This is a genomic window from Microbacterium sp. NPDC056736 (assembly GCF_042790415.1).
GTDB lineage: Bacteria > Actinomycetota > Actinomycetes > Actinomycetales > Microbacteriaceae > Microbacterium.
Window position 1 is genome coordinate 227,819 of the sequence record NZ_JBHTZE010000003.1, and the last position, 17,149, is coordinate 244,967.

The following is a 17,149-nucleotide window of genomic DNA, read 5'->3' on the forward strand; positions in this document are numbered from 1 at the left end:
AGGAGTGGAAGGATAGAGGGTATGACCGATGTCCCGGCGACCACCCCCTCTGAAACCCTCGGCTACACCCTGTGGGCGGTCTTCCGCCGGGACCCCTCCCGGCCCGCGCCGGCCGGCGATCTGACGGCCGCGGTGGCCGAGGTCGAGGCATCCGGAGTCGTCGTCCGCGGGTTCTACGACGTCTCGGGGCTGCGTGCCGACGCCGACATCATGATCTGGCTCACCGGCATCGGGATCGCACCCGAGGCGCTGCAGTCCGCGCTGCGGACACTGCGCCGCGCCGAGCCGCTCGGGTCGCTGCTGCCGGTCTGGAACGCCATGGGCGTGCACCGCGACGCCGAGTTCACCGCCAGCCACCTGCCCGCCTTCATGCGCGACAAGGATCCGGAGGCCTGGCTGACCGTCTACCCGTTCGTGCGCTCGTACGACTGGTACATCCTGCCCGACGAGGAGCGGCGGCAGATGCTCGCCGACCACGGCCGCAAGGGCGCCGCGCACCGCTCCGTGCTGAGCAACACCGTCGCCTCCTTCGCACTCGGCGACTACGAGTGGATCCTCGCGCTCGAGGCGCCGGAGCTGGTCGCGCTGGTCGACCTGATGCGGGACCTCCGCCAGACGGAGGCGCGACGCCACGTGCGCGAAGAGGTGCCGTTCTACACCGGCCGCCGCATCGACCTCGCCGAGATCGCCGAGGTGCTGGCGTGACCTCGCTCCGCATCGGCACGCGGGGCAGTGCGCTGGCGCTCGCCCAGACCGGCATGGTCGCCGACGACCTCGCCGACGCCACCGGCGTCACGACCGAGCTCGTCACGATCACGACCGACGGCGACCGCTCGAACGAGCCGCTGTCACGCGCGGGCGGGACGGGCCTGTTCACCGGCGCGCTCCGTGACGCGCTCCTCGCCGGCCAGTGCGACGTCATCGTTCACTCGCTCAAGGACCTCCCCACCGCACCGCACGACGAGCTCGTCGTCGCCGCGATCCCCGTCCGCGAGGACCCGCGGGACGCGCTGTGCGCCCGCGACGGGCTCACGCTCGAGCAGCTTCCCGCCGGCGCGCGCATCGGGACGGGCTCGCCCCGCCGCATGGCGCAGCTGCGGGCGCGCCGCCCCGATGTGGACGTCGTCGACATCCGCGGCAACGTCGACACGCGCCTCGGAAAGGTGAGCGGCGGAGAGCTGGATGCCGTCATCCTCGCCGCCGCCGGGCTCCGTCGCGTCGGCCGCACCGACGTCGTGACCGAGTACCTCGACGCCGACGCGTGGCCCACCGCGCCCGGCCAGGGGGCCCTCGCGATCGAGGTGCGCCGCGGCCAGGAGCACCTCGTCGACGCCCTCGACCACCGCGAGACCCGCGCCGCCGTCGAGGCGGAGCGCGAGGTGCTCGCCCTCCTCGAGGCCGGCTGCTCGGCGCCCGTCGGCGCGCGCGCCGTCGTCGACGCCGGACTCCTGCTGCTGTCGGCGAGCGTCTACAGCCTCGACGGTGCGACGAGGCTCACGTCGTCGCACGCCACCACGTGGCCCGAGTACGAGGGCGATCCGCCGCGCGAGGTCGCGGCATCCGTCGCCCGTGAGCTGCTCGACGCCGGCGCGGCCGGCCTGACGGGAGAACGCCCGTGACGTACGCACCCGCCGACCGTCCCCGCCGCCTGCGCGCCACCCCGGCGATGCGTCGCCTCGTCGCCGAGACGCGGCTGCACCCGGCCGAGCTGATCCTCCCGATGTTCGTGCGCGAGGGCGCCGGCGAACCGGTCCCCATCTCGTCCATGCCCGGCGTCGTGCAGCACACGACCGAGAGCCTGAGGCAGGCGGTGGCGGATGCCGCGGCCGCCGGCATCGGCGGCATCATGCTGTTCGGCGTGCCCGAGCACAAGGACGCGGTGGGCTCCGGCGCGACCGATCCCGACGGCATCCTGAACGTCGCGACGCGCATCGCGGCCGCCGAGGCGGGCGACGCGCTCGTCGTGCAGACCGATCTCTGCCTCGACGAGTTCACCGACCACGGCCACTGCGGCGTGCTCGACGCCCACGGCTACGTCGACAACGACGCGACCCTCGAGCGATACCGCGAGATGGGTGTGGCCCAGGCCGAGGCCGGGTCGCAGCTGCTGGGCCTGTCGGGCATGATGGACGGCCAGGTCGCCGCGGTGCGCGACGCGCTCGACGACGCCGGTTACGGGAACACCCCGATCCTCGCGTACGCGGCGAAGTACGCCTCGGCGTTCTACGGCCCGTTCCGCGAGGCCGTGCAGTCCTCGCTCGAGGGCGATCGGCGCACCTATCAGCAGGACCCCGCCAACCGCCGCGAGGGTGCCCGCGAGCTCGATCTCGACATCGCCGAGGGCGCCGACATCGTCATGGTGAAGCCCGCGATGAGCTACCTCGACGTGCTGGCCGACGCCGCGGCCGCGAGCCCGGTGCCGGTCTGGGCGTACCAGGTGTCGGGCGAGTACGCCATGATCGAGGCGGCCGCCGCGCACGGCTGGATCGACCGCCGCCGCGCCATCGAGGAGTCGGTGATCGGCATCCGCCGCGCCGGCGCCGACGCCGTGCTGACCTACTGGGCCCTGGAGCTTGCGGAGTGGATCCGATGACGACGAATCAGCAGGAGTTCGCCCGCGCCCGCGGCGCGATGCCCGGCGGCGTGAACTCGCCCGTGCGCGCGTTCGGCTCGGTGCACGAGACACCGCGCTTCTTCGTGTCGGCGTCGGGCCCCTACGTCACCGACGTCGAGGGTCGCGAGTACGTCGACCTCGTCGGCTCGTGGGGGCCGGCGATCCTCGGGCACGCCCACCCCGCCGTCGTGAAGGCGGTGCAGGATGCCGCGGCCCGAGGCCTCGGCTTCGGCGCGTCGACGCCGGGCGAGACCGAGCTGGCCGAGCTCATCGCGGCGCGGGTGCGCCGGGACGGTGCCGCCGCCCCCGTCGAGCGGGTGCGGCTGGTGTCGACCGGCACCGAGGCGACGATGACCGCGATCCGCCTCGCGCGCGGCGCCACCGACCGCGACCTCGTCGTCAAGTTCGCCGGCCACTACCACGGGCACTCCGACGGCCTGCTGGCCGACGCGGGATCGGGTGTCGCGACGCTCGCGCTGCCCGGATCGGCGGGGGTCCCCGCCGCCATCGCCGCGCAGACGCTCGTCATCCCCTACAACGACCTCGACGCCGTGCGCGAGGTGTTCGACGCCCGCGGTGACGACATCGCCGCCGTGATCGTCGAGGCGGCGCCCGCCAACATGGGCATCGTGCCGCCGGCCCACGGGTTCAACGCCGCCCTCGCCGACATCGCGCACGCGCACGGAGCACTGCTGATCCTCGACGAGGTGCTGACCGGCTTCCGCGTCGGCCCGGCCGGGTGGTACGGCATCGACCCGGTGCCGTTCTCCCCCGACCTCATCACGTTCGGCAAGGTGGTCGGCGGCGGCCTCCCGCTCGCCGCGCTGGGCGGCCCGGCCGCGCTGATGGAGCTCCTCGCCCCGCTCGGGCCGGTGTACCAGGCGGGCACGCTGAGCGGCAATCCGCTCGCCGTCGCGGCGGGACGCACGACGCTGGACCACCTCGACGCGGCCGCGTACGCGCGGATCGACGCCGCCGCGGCGACGATCGCGGAGGCCGCGGCATCCGCACTCTCGGACGCGGGCGTCACGCACGTCGTGCAGCGCGCGGGCAGCCTCTTCTCGATCCAGTTCGCCGAGACCCCGCCGACGGACTACGACACCGTCAAGGCGCAGGAGACGTTCCGCTACCCGCCGTTCTTCCGGTCGATGCTGGAGCAGGGCGTGTCACTGCCCCCATCGGTGTTCGAGGCGTGGTTCGTCTCGGCCGCGCACGACGACGCCGCCGTGTCGCGCATCGTCGAGGCGCTCCCCGCGGCTGCCCGGGCTGCGGCCGAGGCGACGCCCGCCTGACGGGTGCGCGTCCGACCGATCTCCTGATCCGGGGACGCGCGAGCCCGGCGGCGCGCATGATGGGAGCATGACGAAGCTCGTCGCGGTGCACGGCGACATCACCACCCAGGACGCCGACGCGATCGTCAACGCCGCGAACAACGCCATGCGCGGCGGTGGCGGCGTGGACGGCGCGATCCACCGTGCCGGCGGACCGGAGATCCTGCGGGAGTGCATCGAGCGTTTCCCCTACGGCCTTGCCACCGGCGACGCGGGGTGGACCCGCGGCGGCGCCCTGCCCGCCCGCTGGGTGGTGCACACCGTGGGGCCGAACTACGGCGCCGGACAGCGCGACCGCGCGCTGCTGGAATCCTGCTATCGCAGGGCGCTCGAGATCGCCGACGAGCTGGACGCGCGCCACGTCGCCTTCCCGCTCATCAGCGCCGGCGTGTACGCCTGGCCCCGGCGCGAGGCCATCACCGCGGCGATCGACACCATCGCCGCGTCGTCGTCCGGAGTCGAGCGGGTGTCGCTCGTCGCGCACGACGCGGGCACGCACCAGGAGATCGCATCGGCGCTCGCCATGGCCGGCTCGGTGCGGATCCTCCAGGGCGTCCGCGAGCTGCACCGGCGGGGCTTCCACAGCCTGCGGGTGCACTCGGGCGTCGCACCGTCGGGCATGCACTGGCGGGTGGTGCTGACGGATGCCGCCGACCCGGCGTCCTCCGTCCGCTACACCTCCGCGGCCGGGACGGCCTTCGCGGACGGGGTGGTCGACGCCACGACGGATGCCGGCGATGTCGCCGACCTCATCCTGCGGGCCCTGCCCGGTCTCTCGGCCGGCGCGGACGCCCCTCGGTACGCCGAGTGGTACGAAGGACTCCTCGCCCGCGTCGAGCCCGAGCACCGGCTTCCCGTGTCGTTCGCCGACTACTTCGACGACCGCACCGGGTGGGAGATCGGCTGGGGCAGCGGGGAGCGGTATCCGGCGCCGCCGGACTGACCGCTCGCGCGCGAGGGGCACCGGAAACGACAAGACCCCCGGCTGTGCGGGGGTCTCTCTCGGTGGACCTGAGGGGATTCGAACCCCTGACCTCTTCATTGCGAACGAAGCGCGCTACCAACTGCGCCACAGGCCCTTGAACCTCAGAAACACTATCACGGTTGCCCACCCGCTCCGAATCTCGAGGGCGCCGCCGAGGGGTCTACTGGCCGGCTGCGCGGCGGGTCAGCAGCTGCCGGACGTGCGCCTCGATCTCGGCGTCGTCGACGTACCCCATCCGACCGTACACGCTGCCCTCCGAGGCGCTCCGAGCGGTGCGGGCCGCCTCGATCGGCGCGGGCTGCGGCGCCTCGGAACGCGCGAGCATCGCCTGCTCCAGCGCCGCCTGCCGCAGCGCCGCACGCGCGGCCTCCGCGTCCAGCACGGCGGCCGCCCGCGAACCCGCCGACGCCGTGAGGGGCCGGGGAAGGTCGCGCGGCTCCCAGGCGCGCTCTGCGCGCTCGAGCTCGACGTCCTGGAGTTCGGCGGCGCGTCGGGGCGCGGCATCCGCCGACCTCGACACGGCGCGTGAGGCGACGCGTGACAGACGCTGAAGCGTGAGGACGGATGCCGCGGCCATGCCGACCCCGGTCCACAGCAGCGCCTGCGCTCCCGCGGTGAGGGTCTCGAACACTCCCCACCCGGCCAGCGCGATGCCGGCGAGGCCGGCGAGCGTCGCGACGAGCCGGAAGCGGCGCCGTGCTCGGGCACGACGCGCGTCGGGAAGCGCGCGCGCCGCGGCGATCTCGGCACGGGCGGCCGCCTCGGCGGCCTCGCGCTCGGCGCGGGCGTGCTCCAGGCTGACGCGGGCGGCGGCTTCGGCGGCGACCCGCTCGGCACGGGTGCGCTCCCGATCGAGCCGGGCGGCCACCTCGGCGGCCTCGCGCTCGGCGCGGGCGCGCTCCAGCTCGACGCGGGCGCCCTCGAGGGCGGCCTGCTCGCGTTCTGCGAGCGCCCGCCTGGCCAGCCGCTGCTGCGCGGCGGCGGTGCGCGCGTTGAGCTCGAGCCGCACCTCTTCCGGAGTCTCACTCGTCTCGGCGAGCACGCGCAGCGCCTGACTCAGGCGCACGGCGTTGCGCTCGGCGGCGTCGTACTGGCGACGGCTGTGCCACGTCGGCAGCAGGTAGATCAGCCAGAGGGCGGCGGCGACGAGGACGATGACGCCCCCGCCCAGCACCTGCCCATCCATAGACCCCACGCTAAGGGACTGGATGCCGATGACCGCGGCATCCGGTCGCGTGTCACGCAAGCCGGTTTTCGCCGGGTCAGCGTCGGGATCCGCCGGGGCGCGCACCCGGCGGGCGACGCGGAGCGCTCAGGCGTGCAGGCGGTCGGCGGGCGGGATCGTCGCGGCGTCCTGCGGGGCGTGGCCCGACACCCACCGCTGCAGCACGCCCTCGGGGACCTCCTCGCGCACGAGGGCGAACGCGTAGTGGTCCCGCCAGTCGCCGTCGATGTGGATGTACCGCCGTCGCAGCCCCTCGTAGCGGAAGCCGAGCTTCTCGACGACCCGCAGGCTTGCCTGGTTCTCGGGCCGGATGCAGATCTCCATGCGATGCAGCCGCAGCTCGGAGAAGCAGATGTCGGTGGCCAGCGCGACGGCGGTCGGCGTGATCCCGCGTCCGGCGAAGCGCTCGCTCACCCAGTAGCCGATCGTGGCGGAGGCCAGCGAGCCGCGCGCGATGCCCCACACGTTCAGCTGGCCGGCGATGTCGCCCGCGTACTCCATCACGAACGGCACCCCGGCGCCGTCGCGATACTGCTGCAGCAGCCGGCGCACACCCATACGCATGTCGAACGACACCGGCCCGTCGGGGCTCGTCGCCTCCCACGGGCGCAGCCACCCGCGATTCGACAGCAGCTCGTTCTGCAGCACGCGCGCGTCGCGCTGACGCACCAGCCGGATCGCCACCGATCCGTGGCTGCGGGGAGCCGTCAGATCCACGTGACCCCCTCGTACGGGCGGCGTCAGAGGCCCGCCGCGAACTCCTTGAACCAGGGACGCAGCGCCGGGCCGAGATCGTCACGATCGGCCGCGAGCTGCACGATGGCCTTGATGTAGTCCACCCTATCGCCGGTGTCGTACCGGCGGCCACGGAAGACGACGCCGTACACACCGGGTCCGTCGGGGTCGGCCGCGAGCTCCTGGAGCGCGTCGGTCAGCTGGATCTCGCCGCCCTTGCCGGGCTCGGTGCGCTCGAGGATCTCGAACACGTTCGGCGAGAGCACGTAGCGGCCGATCACCGCGAGGTTCGACGGGGCGTCCTCGGCCTTGGGCTTCTCGACCAGGCCGTTGACCTTGACCACGCCGTCGCCGTTGGTCGACTCGACCGAGGCGACGCCGTACAGGTGGATCTGCGACGGGTCGACCTCCATGAGGGCGATGATCGCCGCCCCGGTGCGCTCGTGCTCGGCGATCATCGTGGTCAGCAGCTCGTCGCGCTCGTCGATGAGGTCGTCGCCCAGCATGACCGCGAACGACGCGTCGCCGACGTGCGCCTTCGCACGCAGCACCGCGTGCCCCAGACCCTTCGGCTCGCCCTGCCGCACGAAGTGGATGTCGGCGAGGTCGCTCGACTCCAGCACACGGTGCAGGCGATCGACGTCGCCCTTGTCCTTCAGCTTCTCCTCGAGCTCGGGCACCGAGTCGAAGTGGTTGGAGATGGCGTTCTTGTTGCGCCCGATGATCACGAGGATGTCGTCGATCCCGGCCTGCGCGGCCTCTTCCACGACGTACTGGATCGCCGGCTTGTCGACGACGGGGAGCATCTCCTTGGGCATCGCCTTGGTTGCGGGGAGGAAGCGGGTGCCGAGACCGGCGGCCGGGATGACGGCCTTGATCGGAGTATGGGGCATGACCTGAGTCTAGAGGGGCGTCCGACACGGCCCCGCCCGGCGTGCGGACCCGTTACGATTCGCGCCACGTAGAATCGACGTCATGTCCGACGCGATCGCCGACGCGAAACGCGCACTGCGCGCCGAGCTGCGCGAGCGCCGGCAGCTGCTGTCCGACCAGGCCCGCGAAGCGGCCGAGGCCGGCATCCACGCGCAGCTCGACGCCCTCGTCGCCGAGCACGGCGCGCGGTCGATCTCCTGCTTCCTGTCCACCACGGCCGAGCCCGGGACGAGGTCCTTCGTGACGGATGCCGTCGCCCGCGGCATCCGCGTGCTCCTCCCGGTGACCCGTGCCGACGGCCTGCTGGACTGGGCGGTGGCCACCCCCGAGGGCGACATCGCCGAGGGCATGTACGGGCTGCCCGAGCCGGTGGGCGAGCTGCTCGGGCCGATCGCCGTCAACGACGTCGACCTGCTCGTCATCCCGGCCGCCGCCGTCGACGAGTCCGGCATGCGACTCGGCTGGGGACGCGGCTTCTTCGACAAGACGCTCGGCTCGATGGAGCGGTGCCCGCCGGTCTACGCCGTGGTCTACGACTCGGAGGTGCTCGACGAGCTGCCCAGCGACGTCCACGACCAGCCGGTCACCGGCGTGGTGACCCCCACGCGCACCATCACCCTCGCGCCCACCCGGCGCTGACAGAACCCACCGAGAGACACATGCCCACCTACGCCTACGCCTGCAAGCAGTGCGGTCATCGCTTCGACGCGGTGCAGTCCTTCGCCGACCCCACCCTGACGGAGTGCCCGGAATGCGGCGGGCCGCTGCGCAAGGAGTACGGCTCGATCGGCGTGACCTTCAACGGCTCGGGCTTCTACCGCACCGATTCCCGCGCGGGCGCGAAGTCCGGTGGATCCGACGCGTCGGGTGGCGGGGCGGCACCCGCTACGACATCATCGAAGCCTGAGGCGAAGGCCTCGCCCGCGTCGTCCGGATCCTGAACGTCCGGCGCCCGTCGCGGGATCCACGACCCCGGGGGTTCATCGTGATCAAGGGATTCAAGGAGTTCATTCTCCGCGGCAACGTCATCGACCTGGCCGTCGCCGTCGTCATCGGCGCGGCGTTCACGGCGATCGTCAACGCGCTCGTCGAAGGCTTCGTCAACCCGCTCATCGGCGTCATCTTCCAGGTGGGCGACCTGAGCGCGTGGGTGTGGGAGGTGCCGACGCTCTCCGGCGGCACGTCGACCTTCGCCATCGGTGCCATCATCGGCGCGCTCATCAACTTCCTCGCTGTCGCCGTGATCGTCTACTTCGTGTTCGTTATGCCGATGAACCACTGGAAGGAGAAGCAGGCCGCGAAGGCCGGCGCCGGCCAGCCCGACGCTGAGCCGCTGCCCACCGAGCAGGAGCTCCTGGTCCAGATCCGCGACCTCCTCCAGAGCCAGGGCCCGGCGCAGCCGCGCTGAGCCGTCTCGCGCGAGATCTCGATACGCTCGTCCCTCGCTACTCGATCGTGACCCGAGCCGCGTCAACGCTCGTCCCTCGCATCGACCCGTCTCGCGTCAATAGTGCGGGGGCACGTCGCGACGGAGGCGCTCGTCGTTCGGTCCCGGGGAGCCATCGGATGCCGCGTCCGGCCGGGACGCGGCATCCGCCTCCTCGTCCGCGGGGACGGGCTCCGCGGTGGACCCGGGCGCAGGCGTCAGCTTCGCGCGGCGGGCGCCCGCGACCCGCTCGATCCGCTGGCGGTCACTCGAGGACATCGAGCGGCTGGGTCTCGCTGTCGACCCGCGGCGCGTCTGGCGGCACACCGAGCATCGCGGCGATGCGCTGGGCGACGTCGGCCGGGTCCCGATACAGGTCGAAGGAGTGCACGCGGACGTAGTGCCAGCCGAGGCGGCGCAGGATCTGCGGGCGCAGCCGCAGCGACTCGCGCAGCGACTCGCCGATCGTCTCGGGGTCGCTCTCGACCACGACCGCCTTGCCGTCGTACTGGGCGACCAGCGGCAGCAGGCCGCGGTAGTGCACGTCGACCGAGAGTCCGGCGCGCCGCAGCTCGCGAGCCAGGGCGCGTGTGAGGGGGTCGGCGAGGTCCTCGAGGCGCGCCTCGCGCGAGCGGGCGGCGATGCCGCCGAGGATCGACATCAGCGTCGCCGCGCCGTACTCCAGGCGCCCGTCATCGAAGGCCGACGGGCGGATCGACGACACGATCACCATCGAGCGGCGAGCCCGGGTCATCCCGACGGTGAGCAGCCGCTCGCCGTCGGGCGTGGACAGGTCGCCGAAGTCGCTCAGCACACGGCCGTGCTTGGTGAGGCCGTAGCCCAGCGAGAAGACCACGCGGTCGCGGCTCTCGGCCACCGACTCCTCGAGCGTCAGCACCGCGAACGGCTCCGCCGTGTCGCGCGAGACGAAGTCGGCGACGTCGGAGCGGCCGGCGAAGGCGGCTTCGACGGCCGCGCGGATGCGCTCGGCGTGCCGGACGCTGGCGGTGACCACCATGAGCGACTCGCTGCCGCGGTTGACGGCGTGCTCGACGACGAGCGTCACCACCCGCGCGACCTCGGCGTCGGGGCTCTCGACGGCCCCGGTGATCGGGTCGGGCGTGCCGTTGCCGCCCTCGACGTAGTCGACGGCGAGGCTGCCCCGCCCGAGGTACGAGCCGGCCCACGGCAGCGACACGAGCTCGCCGCCGTAGAACGCCTCGTTCACGAGCGCGGCGAGATCCTCTCCCCCGGCGCGGTAGCTGCGGGTGAGGGTCTCGACGGGGAACAGCTCCGCGAGCCGCTCGAAGACGCTCGTCGCATCGAACGGCACCTCGTCGGGGGCGTCGGGCACCGCCACGGGGCCGGTGCCGTTTCCGTTCGTCGAGGTCGCAGCCGCGGGCGCCTGCCCCACGTACACCGACGCGACGCCGAACGGCGTCGGCTTCTGGGTGACGGGATCCCCGAACGCCACGACCTGGCCCGCGCGGCGCAGGGCCGGAGCGGCCTCGGCCAGGCAGAGGGCTCCGGCATCCGCCAGCACCACCACATCGAATCCTGCTGCCTCCGGGATCCGGGGGACCTCGTACGGCGAGGCCAGCCAGACCGGCGCGAGGGTGCGCGAGAGCGCCGGCGCGACGGTCACGAGCTCGTCGGGCGTGATCGTGCCTCGCTTCAGCGCACGCTTGAGCGCGTCGGCCTCGGCGGCGTGATCGACGATGCCGATGCGCCACTGCGTGGCCAGGTGGGCGGCCAGGAGCGGGCCGGATGCCGCGGCGTGGGCCTCGTCCACGAGGCGGAAGTCCCTCTCCAGCCGGTCGACGACGGCTGTGTTGGCGCCGAGCACCGCGCGATCTGTGCGCAGCAGCACCTCGAGCGCGGACTGCCACCACGCGTACTCGAGCTCGGCGGCCACCTGGTCCTCGGGAACATGGCGGACCGAGAGCTCGAGAAGGAGGGGCTCGAGCCCGAGCGCGGCGAGCTCGGTGCGCAGCGTCGCCCGCTCCTTCAGGTTGTCGAACACGTCGGAGTCGGCGGCGAGGCCGGCGAGCGTGCGCACGAGGTTCGTGACGGGGATGGTCGCGAGCCGGTCGGCGCCGTCGCGGCCGAGCGCGGCGTCGAGCTCGCCCAGCTCCGCGTCGACGCGCTGCCACGCGACCTGGACGTCGCCGAGGCCCAGCGGCACCTCGGGGGTGACGCCCGGGTCGACGTAGCGCTGCCATTCGGTGCGCTGCTGCTGGATGCGCACGAGCGCCTCGTACATGTCGGGCACGTGCACGCCCGGGCGCAGGTACTCCCGCGACAGCCGGCGGAGGCGGCGGCGGTTGGCGCCGCTCATCTCCGGCGTGTCGCGGCGGGGCGCGTGGGCCCGGATGAGCTCGCCGAGCGGCCGCTCGAACACGGTGAGGCTGAACTTGTCGAGCGAGTCGCGGATGCCACGGAGCAGCCGGAGGTAGACGCCGAGCTCGGCGACCGTGTGGAACGGGCGCATGCGCGTCTGGCCGATCATCTCGTACCCGCGCTCGAGGAGCGTCGGCACGTCGCTGCGGTGGAGCTTGCCCGCGAGCGCGTGCGTCCCGCGGGCCTGCTCGACGGTGTCGAAGCTCACTCCGTACCACGGCGAGTCATCGGGGCCGAAGCGGAACTCGCCGAGTCGCGCCGCCGCGGCCAGCTTGGCGGCGGCCTCGGCGCGCTTGTCGGCGAGGTTCGCGAGTGCCTCCGCGTCGAACCGGGCCTCGGTGGCCGGCGCGACGCCCCGCTCGGCGAGGGCGGCGAGTTCGCGCAGGATCTCCAGCACCGACACCCCGAACGACGGATGCCGCGCCGTCACGGCCGCGCGGTAGTCGCGGAGCACCCCCCGCAGCCGCACGAGGGCGTCGTCGATGTCGGCGACCTTCGGCGCCTGCGCCTTCTCGTTGCGGCCGATGGCGCGGATGAGATCGCGCTGGAGCCGGTCGGGCGACACGGCGAGGCCGGAGAGCCCGATGCCGGCGAGCCGGTGCCGCACGCCGTCGAGGGTCGACCGCCGGGCGCTCACGACGAGCACGCGCTTGCCGTCGCGGACGAGGGCGCCGACGGCGTTGATGACCGTCTGCGTGCCGCCCGTGCCCGGAAGGGTGTGGACGACGAGCGACTGGCCGTCGGCGATGCGCGCGAGCACCCGCTCCTGCTCGGAGTCGGCGTCCAGCAGCAGCGTGTCGGCGGCGGGCGGACGCTCGTCCGGGTTGGTCGGCTCGAGGCCGCCGCGGCGGGCGGTGATGGTCTCGCGGTCGGCGACGTGCCCGGCCAGGGCGTTGAGCACCCGGTGGTCGAGGTCGGCCGCGTCGGACGCCATCGCACCGCCGACGTCGGCGAAGGTGGACACGAGCAGCCGGGGCTTCACCGCATAGCTGTCGATCGAGGCGGTCAGCGCACGGAGGTGGTCGATCACCGGCTGCGGCTTGAAGACGCCGCCGTCGTGCGCGAGCGCGGCGAGCGCGCCCGCGTCGATCGCGATGCCGAAGTGCGTGCGCATGGCGCGCACCAGCTCGGGGTTGACCGAGAACGATCCGTGCAGCTTGAGCTCGAAGTCGCCGTGGTGCCGCCGGATGGCGAGCGGCCGCAGCAGCACGGGGGCGCTGCAGGAGAGGCCGCCGATCCGCCAGTTCGCGAGCCCGACGGCCAGCCGCACCGCGTCCAGGCCGCGCGTCGTGCGCAGCTCCTGGTCCTTCGCGGTGATGCGCTCGGCCGCGAGCCGCGCGTTACGCAGAGCGACCTCGTCCCGGAACAGGTTCGACAGCAGCGTCGAGCGCCCCGTGATGAACTGCGGAAGGCTCCCCGGGTGCGCCTTGGTGATCTCGATGGCGGCGTCGTGGCCGTCGGTGAAATGCAGGAGCGTCGACCTGCCGCCCAGGGTCGCGGCCTGAAGACGCAGCCGGTCGCGCTCGGGATCGGCGACGTGCGCGACCGTGACGCCCGGCTCGGCGAGGCCGAGGTCGCCGGGGGTCACGTCGTGCCCGCGCTCGGCGTTCTCCGCGCCCAGCACGGCGCTCCGTTCTCCTCGCCACACACGAGACACCCTAAGCGCGCGGCTCGCCCGGCTCTTGCAATGGACCTGAGTTTCGCGGTATTGAACCGGGCCACGCAGGCACCGCTCCTCCACAGGCGCCCGCTCGGGGCGATTCCCCCCATGCCGCCAGGCGTCCCGCCGCCGCGTCCGTCGCGAGGACCAGGATGATCACATGACCCCCTCGGATCCGCCGCGCTACCGCGTACACCCCTCGCCCGTGGGCGACATCCTCATCGTCGCCGCCGACGACGGCATCGTGACACTGCACCCGTTCGACGGCCCGCTGGGCGGCGAGCTGGAGCGGGTGGGGCTGCGCCTGCGCGCGCACCCCGTCCCGGACGACGGGCCGGCGCTGGACGACGTCGCGCTGCAGCTCGACGAGTACTTCGAGGGACGGCGACGGGAGTTCGACCTCCCGCTGGACTGGCGGCTCGTGCGCGGCTTCACGCGTGCGGCCCTCCAGGCGGTGCGCGACATCCCGTACGGCGAGACGGCGAGCTACGGCGAGGTGGCCATCGCGGCGGGCGTTCCCCGAGCGGCCAGGGCGGTGGGAACGGCGTGCGCGACCACGCCGTTCTCGGTGGTCGTCCCGGTGCACCGTGTCGTGCGGGCCGACGGGTCCCTCGGCGAGTACGGCGGGCGCCCGGAGGTGAAGCGGTACCTCGTCGAACTCGAGCAGGGCCTCGCGATCCCGCCTGCTCCGGTAGCGGGCGTGTAGGCCGCCCGCACGCCGCGGGGTCCGGGCGGATTCCGCCCGGACCCGCGGTCGCCGGTCAGTGGTGCGTGGCCTTCTCGGCGCCGAAGCCCGTCAGCGACCGCACCTCCATCTCGGCCGCCTTGGTGCGGCTCTCCGCCGTGCGGGAGGTGACCGAGCCGAGCCAGCCGAGGAAGAACCCGAGCGGGATCGACACGATGCCCGGGTTGTTCAGCGGCCAGATGGGCGTGCCCGTCTTGAACACGCTGGTCTCGCCTCCCCAGAACACCGGCGACAGGAAGATGAGGATCACGGCGGCGGCGAGGCCGCCGTACATGCTCCACACCGCGCCGCGCGTCGTGAACCCCCGCCAGAACAGCGAGTAGAGGATCGTCGGGAGGTTGGCCGATGCCGCGACGGCGAAGGCGAGCGCCACCAGGAACGCGACGTTCTGCCCCTGCACGCCGATGCCGCCGAGGATCGCCAGGACGCCGATGACGATCACCGTGCGACGGGCGACCTTGACCTCGCCGTCCGGGGGCACGTCGCCCTTCTTCACCACGTTGGCGTAGATGTCGTGAGCGAACGACGCCGCGGCGGTGATGGTGAGGCCCGCGACCACCGCGAGGATCGTCGCGAAGGCGACCGCCGAGATGAAGCCGAGCAGGATCGGGCCGCCCAGCTGCAGTGCCAGCAGCGGTGCCGCCGAGTTCACACCGCCGGGTGCCGCAGCGATCTGCTCCGGCCCGACGAGCGCGCCGGCGCCGTAGCCGAGCACGAGCGTCAGCAGGTAGAACAGGCCGATCAGCCAGATCGCCCAGACCACTGAGCGCCGCGCCTCCTTGGCGGTGGGCACCGTGTAGAAGCGCATGAGCACGTGCGGCAGGCCCGCGGTGCCGAGCACCAGCGCGATCGCGAGCGAGATGAAGTCCCACGGGTTCGCGCCGTACTGCAGGCCCGGTCCGAGGATGGCCTCGCCCTTGGGCGACGCGGCGACCGCGCTCTCGAGCAGGGCGTTGAAGCTGAAGCCGTTGATCGCGAGCACCCAGATCGTCATGACGAGCGCGCCGCCGATGAGCAGGAACGCCTTGACGATCTGCACCCACGTGGTGCCCTTCATGCCGCCCACGAGCACGTAGACGATCATGAGGACGCCGACGACCGCCACGACGATCGACTGGCCGAGCTGCTCGGTGATGCCCAGCAGCAGCGAGACCAGCCCGCCCGCCCCCGCCATCTGGGCGAGCAGGTAGAAGAAGCACACCGCCAGGGTCGTCACGGCAGCCGCCATCCGGACCGGGCCCTGCTTCAGGCGGAACGACAGCACGTCGGCCATCGTGAACTTGCCGGTGTTGCGCATGAGCTCGGCGACGAGCAGCAATGCCACGAGCCAGGCCACGAGGAAGCCGATGGAGTAGAGGAACCCGTCGTAGCCGTTGATCGCGATCGCGCCGCAGATGCCGAGGAACGAGGCCGCCGAGAGGTAGTCCCCCGAGATCGCGAAGCCGTTCTGCGGCCCGGTGAACGAGCGGCCCGCGGCGTAGTAGTCCGCGGCGGTGCTGTTGTTGCGGCTGGCGCGGATCACGATGAAGAGGGTCACCGCGACGAACGCGCCGAAGATCGAGATGTTGAGGATGGGGTTGTTCTCCACCGTCTGCACGGCGGCGTGGACGGCACCGAGGACGTCGTTCATGCGCGGGCCTCCTGCTCCTGCAGCTCGAGGTCCTCGCGGATCTCCTCGGCGATCGGGTCGAGCTTGCGGTTGGCGTACCAGACGTACGTCATGGTGATGGCGAACGTCGTCACGAACTGCCCGAGCCCGAACAGCAGCCCGACCGTGATGTCGCCCCACACGCGCTGCGACATGAAGTCGCGGGCGAAGGACGAGAGCAGGACGTACGCGAAGTACCAGACGAGGAACGCGATCGCGAGCGGGAAGACGAACCCGCGCTGACGCCGCTTCAGCTCGACGAATCGCGGTGACCCCTCCACCGCGATGTAGTCGATGTCGCCCGGCGGAGCGGTCTCGGTCGTCGGTTCGGACATGTGGCCTCCTTGCCTCATGGATGTGCGCGGCATCGCGCCTGATCGGGGGGAACCCGGCCCACGTGAGCCCGTGCGCCCGGTGGTAGGGTCGACGCTACGAAAAACGGCGAGGACGCCGTCACCCCCGGAAGTAGGTAGTCGTGGGCGCGTCTCTTCCACACCGCGCAGCCACCCCCGATCGCACGCGCACGGGGGCGCTCGGCGCTGACGCCGGCGATGCGAGCGCGCTCGACCACGCCGTCGCCGAGCTCGTGCGCCGCACCCGCTTCCCCGTCGCCTTCGGCGGCTTCGCCGTGGGCGATGCGGTCCACATCTCCGCCATCCACGGCGCGCGCACGCCGAGCCTGCAGGGACTGGTCGTGCAGGCCACGCGCGGGCTGGGCGGTCGCGCGCTGGTCGAGAAGCGTCCGCGGCTCGCGCTGGACTACGGGTCTTCCAAGAGCATCACCCACGACTACGACCGCGCCGTTCTCGGCGAGGGCATCGCGACGCTCTTCGCGGTCCCCGTCATGGTGGGCGACCGTGCGCGTGGCGTGATCTACTGCGGTTCCCGGGCGGAGTCGCCCGTCGGCGACGTCGTCGCGCGGCCCGCCTTCGCCGTCGCCGAAGAGCTCTCGAGTGAACTCCGCATCCGCGAAGAGGTGCAGCGCCGACTGGCCCTCTCCCCCGCGCGCACCGAACCCGTCGCCCTGGCGGCCTCGGCCCGTGAGGAGCTGCGCGAGACGTACGCCGAGCTGCGCAGCATCGCGGCGATCGTCGACGACCCGCAGCTGCGCGTCCGCCTCGCCCGGCTCGAGACCCGCCTCGCCGCTCTGTCGCACGACGCGTCGGAGCCTGCGATCGACCTCGATGTGCGACTCTCGCCGCGCGAGGTCGACGTGCTGGCGTGCGCCGCGCTGGGCTCCACCAACGCCGAGATCGCAGCGACCCTCGAGCTCAAGGAGGGCACGGTCAAGTCGTACCTGCAGTCGGCGATGGCGAAGCTGGATGCCTCGACCCGGCACGCGGCGGTGGTGACGGCTCGCCGGGCCGGACTCCTGCCGTAAGCCGGTTCCTCATCCCGACTCTTTGAATTCGCATCCCATCGACGCCATGAATTCGAGCGGGAAATG

Annotated in this window: 17 protein-coding genes and 1 tRNA gene; 10 read left to right on the forward strand and 8 right to left on the reverse strand. The window is 72.7% G+C overall.

Annotation, left to right across the window (positions count from 1 at the left end; translation table 11 throughout):
• Positions 1–21: 21 nt before the first annotated feature.
• From hemQ to ACFRAL_RS08470, 5 genes are all read left to right on the forward strand, one after another.
• Positions 22–705 (forward strand): hydrogen peroxide-dependent heme synthase, encoded by a 684-nt coding sequence (hemQ, locus tag ACFRAL_RS08450; protein WP_378881694.1) that lies wholly within the window; start codon positions 22–24, stop codon positions 703–705.
• Complete coding sequence (hemC, locus tag ACFRAL_RS08455) at positions 702–1,619, forward strand: hydroxymethylbilane synthase (RefSeq protein ID WP_378881696.1); 918 nt, start codon at positions 702–704, stop codon at positions 1,617–1,619. The genes hemQ and hemC overlap by 4 nt, the downstream gene beginning before the upstream one ends.
• The gene (hemB, locus tag ACFRAL_RS08460; protein ID WP_378881699.1) at positions 1,616–2,593 is read left to right on the forward strand and encodes a porphobilinogen synthase; all 978 of its coding nucleotides are present in this window, start codon (positions 1,616–1,618) and stop codon (positions 2,591–2,593) included. Before hemC ends, hemB begins: the two co-directional genes overlap by 4 nt.
• Positions 2,590–3,906, forward strand: coding sequence for a glutamate-1-semialdehyde 2,1-aminomutase (gene hemL, locus ACFRAL_RS08465; RefSeq protein WP_336396569.1), 1,317 nt, complete (start codon positions 2,590–2,592; stop codon positions 3,904–3,906). Before hemB ends, hemL begins: the two co-directional genes overlap by 4 nt.
• Positions 3,907–3,973: 67 nt before the next feature.
• Positions 3,974–4,888: a macro domain-containing protein gene (locus ACFRAL_RS08470; protein WP_378881702.1), complete on the forward strand. Its 915-nt coding sequence runs from the start codon at positions 3,974–3,976 to the stop codon at positions 4,886–4,888.
• A 63-nt stretch (positions 4,889–4,951) separates the two neighbouring features.
• Here the strand turns inward: ACFRAL_RS08470 and ACFRAL_RS08475 are convergent.
• The 4 genes from ACFRAL_RS08475 to galU form a co-directional block, all read right to left on the reverse strand.
• Positions 4,952–5,024, reverse strand: a tRNA-Ala gene (locus ACFRAL_RS08475).
• A 66-nt stretch (positions 5,025–5,090) separates the two neighbouring features.
• Positions 5,091–6,116, reverse strand: coding sequence for a large exoprotein (locus ACFRAL_RS08480; RefSeq protein ID WP_378881705.1), 1,026 nt, complete (start codon positions 6,114–6,116; stop codon positions 5,091–5,093).
• Positions 6,117–6,242: 126 nt separating this feature from the next.
• A complete protein-coding gene (locus ACFRAL_RS08485) occupies positions 6,243–6,872 on the reverse strand; it encodes a GNAT family protein (protein ID WP_336396572.1) in 630 nt (209 codons plus the stop codon).
• A gap of 23 nt (positions 6,873–6,895) precedes the next feature.
• Positions 6,896–7,783: a UTP--glucose-1-phosphate uridylyltransferase GalU gene (gene galU / locus ACFRAL_RS08490; protein WP_336396573.1), complete on the reverse strand. Its 888-nt coding sequence runs from the start codon at positions 7,781–7,783 to the stop codon at positions 6,896–6,898.
• Between the two features lie 82 nt (positions 7,784–7,865).
• Here galU and ACFRAL_RS08495 point away from each other — a divergent pair, with 82 nt between their 5' ends.
• The 3 genes from ACFRAL_RS08495 to mscL are packed head-to-tail and all read left to right on the forward strand — an operon-like array spanning position 7,866 to position 9,231.
• Entirely contained in the window at positions 7,866–8,462 is a 597-nt protein-coding gene (locus tag ACFRAL_RS08495; protein ID WP_378881709.1) for a 5-formyltetrahydrofolate cyclo-ligase, read from the forward strand.
• A gap of 20 nt (positions 8,463–8,482) precedes the next feature.
• Positions 8,483–8,764 carry an FmdB family zinc ribbon protein gene (locus ACFRAL_RS08500; RefSeq protein WP_336396575.1) on the forward strand — a complete coding sequence of 94 codons (282 nt, stop codon included), beginning with the start codon at positions 8,483–8,485 and terminating at the stop codon, positions 8,762–8,764.
• A gap of 44 nt (positions 8,765–8,808) precedes the next feature.
• Positions 8,809–9,231: a large conductance mechanosensitive channel protein MscL gene (mscL, locus tag ACFRAL_RS08505; RefSeq protein ID WP_336396576.1), complete on the forward strand. Its 423-nt coding sequence runs from the start codon at positions 8,809–8,811 to the stop codon at positions 9,229–9,231.
• Between the two features lie 96 nt (positions 9,232–9,327).
• Here mscL and ACFRAL_RS08510 read toward each other — a convergent pair whose 3' ends face one another.
• Together ACFRAL_RS08510 and ACFRAL_RS08515 are read right to left on the reverse strand one after the other, a co-directional pair.
• Positions 9,328–9,528 carry a hypothetical protein gene (locus ACFRAL_RS08510; RefSeq protein ID WP_378881713.1) on the reverse strand — a complete coding sequence of 67 codons (201 nt, stop codon included), beginning with the start codon at positions 9,526–9,528 and terminating at the stop codon, positions 9,328–9,330.
• A complete protein-coding gene (locus tag ACFRAL_RS08515; protein ID WP_378881716.1) occupies positions 9,515–13,306 on the reverse strand; it encodes an AAA family ATPase in 3,792 nt (1,263 codons plus the stop codon). Before ACFRAL_RS08515 ends, ACFRAL_RS08510 begins: the two co-directional genes overlap by 14 nt.
• Before the next feature lie 163 nt (positions 13,307–13,469).
• Here ACFRAL_RS08515 and ACFRAL_RS08520 point away from each other — a divergent pair, with 163 nt between their 5' ends.
• Positions 13,470–14,015: a methylated-DNA--[protein]-cysteine S-methyltransferase gene (locus ACFRAL_RS08520; protein ID WP_378881719.1), complete on the forward strand. Its 546-nt coding sequence runs from the start codon at positions 13,470–13,472 to the stop codon at positions 14,013–14,015.
• Between the two features lie 55 nt (positions 14,016–14,070).
• On the opposite strand, the gene ACFRAL_RS08525 is transcribed toward ACFRAL_RS08520, so the two are convergent.
• The gene (locus ACFRAL_RS08525; protein WP_336396580.1) at positions 14,071–15,684 is read right to left on the reverse strand and encodes a cation acetate symporter; all 1,614 of its coding nucleotides are present in this window, start codon (positions 15,682–15,684) and stop codon (positions 14,071–14,073) included.
• Positions 15,681–16,037, reverse strand: a complete 357-nt coding sequence (locus tag ACFRAL_RS08530; RefSeq protein WP_378881724.1) for a DUF485 domain-containing protein — start codon at positions 16,035–16,037, stop codon at positions 15,681–15,683. Before ACFRAL_RS08530 ends, ACFRAL_RS08525 begins: the two co-directional genes overlap by 4 nt.
• Before the next feature lie 140 nt (positions 16,038–16,177).
• Between ACFRAL_RS08530 and ACFRAL_RS08535 the strand changes: the two genes are divergently transcribed.
• Entirely contained in the window at positions 16,178–17,083 is a 906-nt protein-coding gene (locus ACFRAL_RS08535) for a response regulator transcription factor (RefSeq protein ID WP_378881727.1), read from the forward strand.
• Positions 17,084–17,149 lie beyond the last annotated feature (66 nt).

Coding starts and splice junctions, on each gene's coding strand:
- hemQ (WP_378881694.1), top strand. CDS start 22: ATGACCGATGTCCCGGCGACCACCCCCTCTGAAACCCTCGGCTACACC.
- hemL (WP_336396569.1), top strand. CDS start 2,590: ATGACGACGAATCAGCAGGAGTTCGCCCGCGCCCGCGGCGCGATGCCC.
- ACFRAL_RS08470 (WP_378881702.1), top strand. CDS start 3,974: ATGACGAAGCTCGTCGCGGTGCACGGCGACATCACCACCCAGGACGCC.
- ACFRAL_RS08480 (WP_378881705.1), bottom strand. CDS start 6,116: ATGGATGGGCAGGTGCTGGGCGGGGGCGTCATCGTCCTCGTCGCCGCC.
- galU (WP_336396573.1), bottom strand. CDS start 7,783: ATGCCCCATACTCCGATCAAGGCCGTCATCCCGGCCGCCGGTCTCGGC.
- ACFRAL_RS08495 (WP_378881709.1), top strand. CDS start 7,866: ATGTCCGACGCGATCGCCGACGCGAAACGCGCACTGCGCGCCGAGCTG.
- ACFRAL_RS08500 (WP_336396575.1), top strand. CDS start 8,483: ATGCCCACCTACGCCTACGCCTGCAAGCAGTGCGGTCATCGCTTCGAC.
- ACFRAL_RS08510 (WP_378881713.1), bottom strand. CDS start 9,528: ATGTCCTCGAGTGACCGCCAGCGGATCGAGCGGGTCGCGGGCGCCCGC.
- ACFRAL_RS08520 (WP_378881719.1), top strand. CDS start 13,470: ATGACCCCCTCGGATCCGCCGCGCTACCGCGTACACCCCTCGCCCGTG.
- ACFRAL_RS08525 (WP_336396580.1), bottom strand. CDS start 15,684: ATGAACGACGTCCTCGGTGCCGTCCACGCCGCCGTGCAGACGGTGGAG.
- ACFRAL_RS08530 (WP_378881724.1), bottom strand. CDS start 16,037: ATGTCCGAACCGACGACCGAGACCGCTCCGCCGGGCGACATCGACTAC.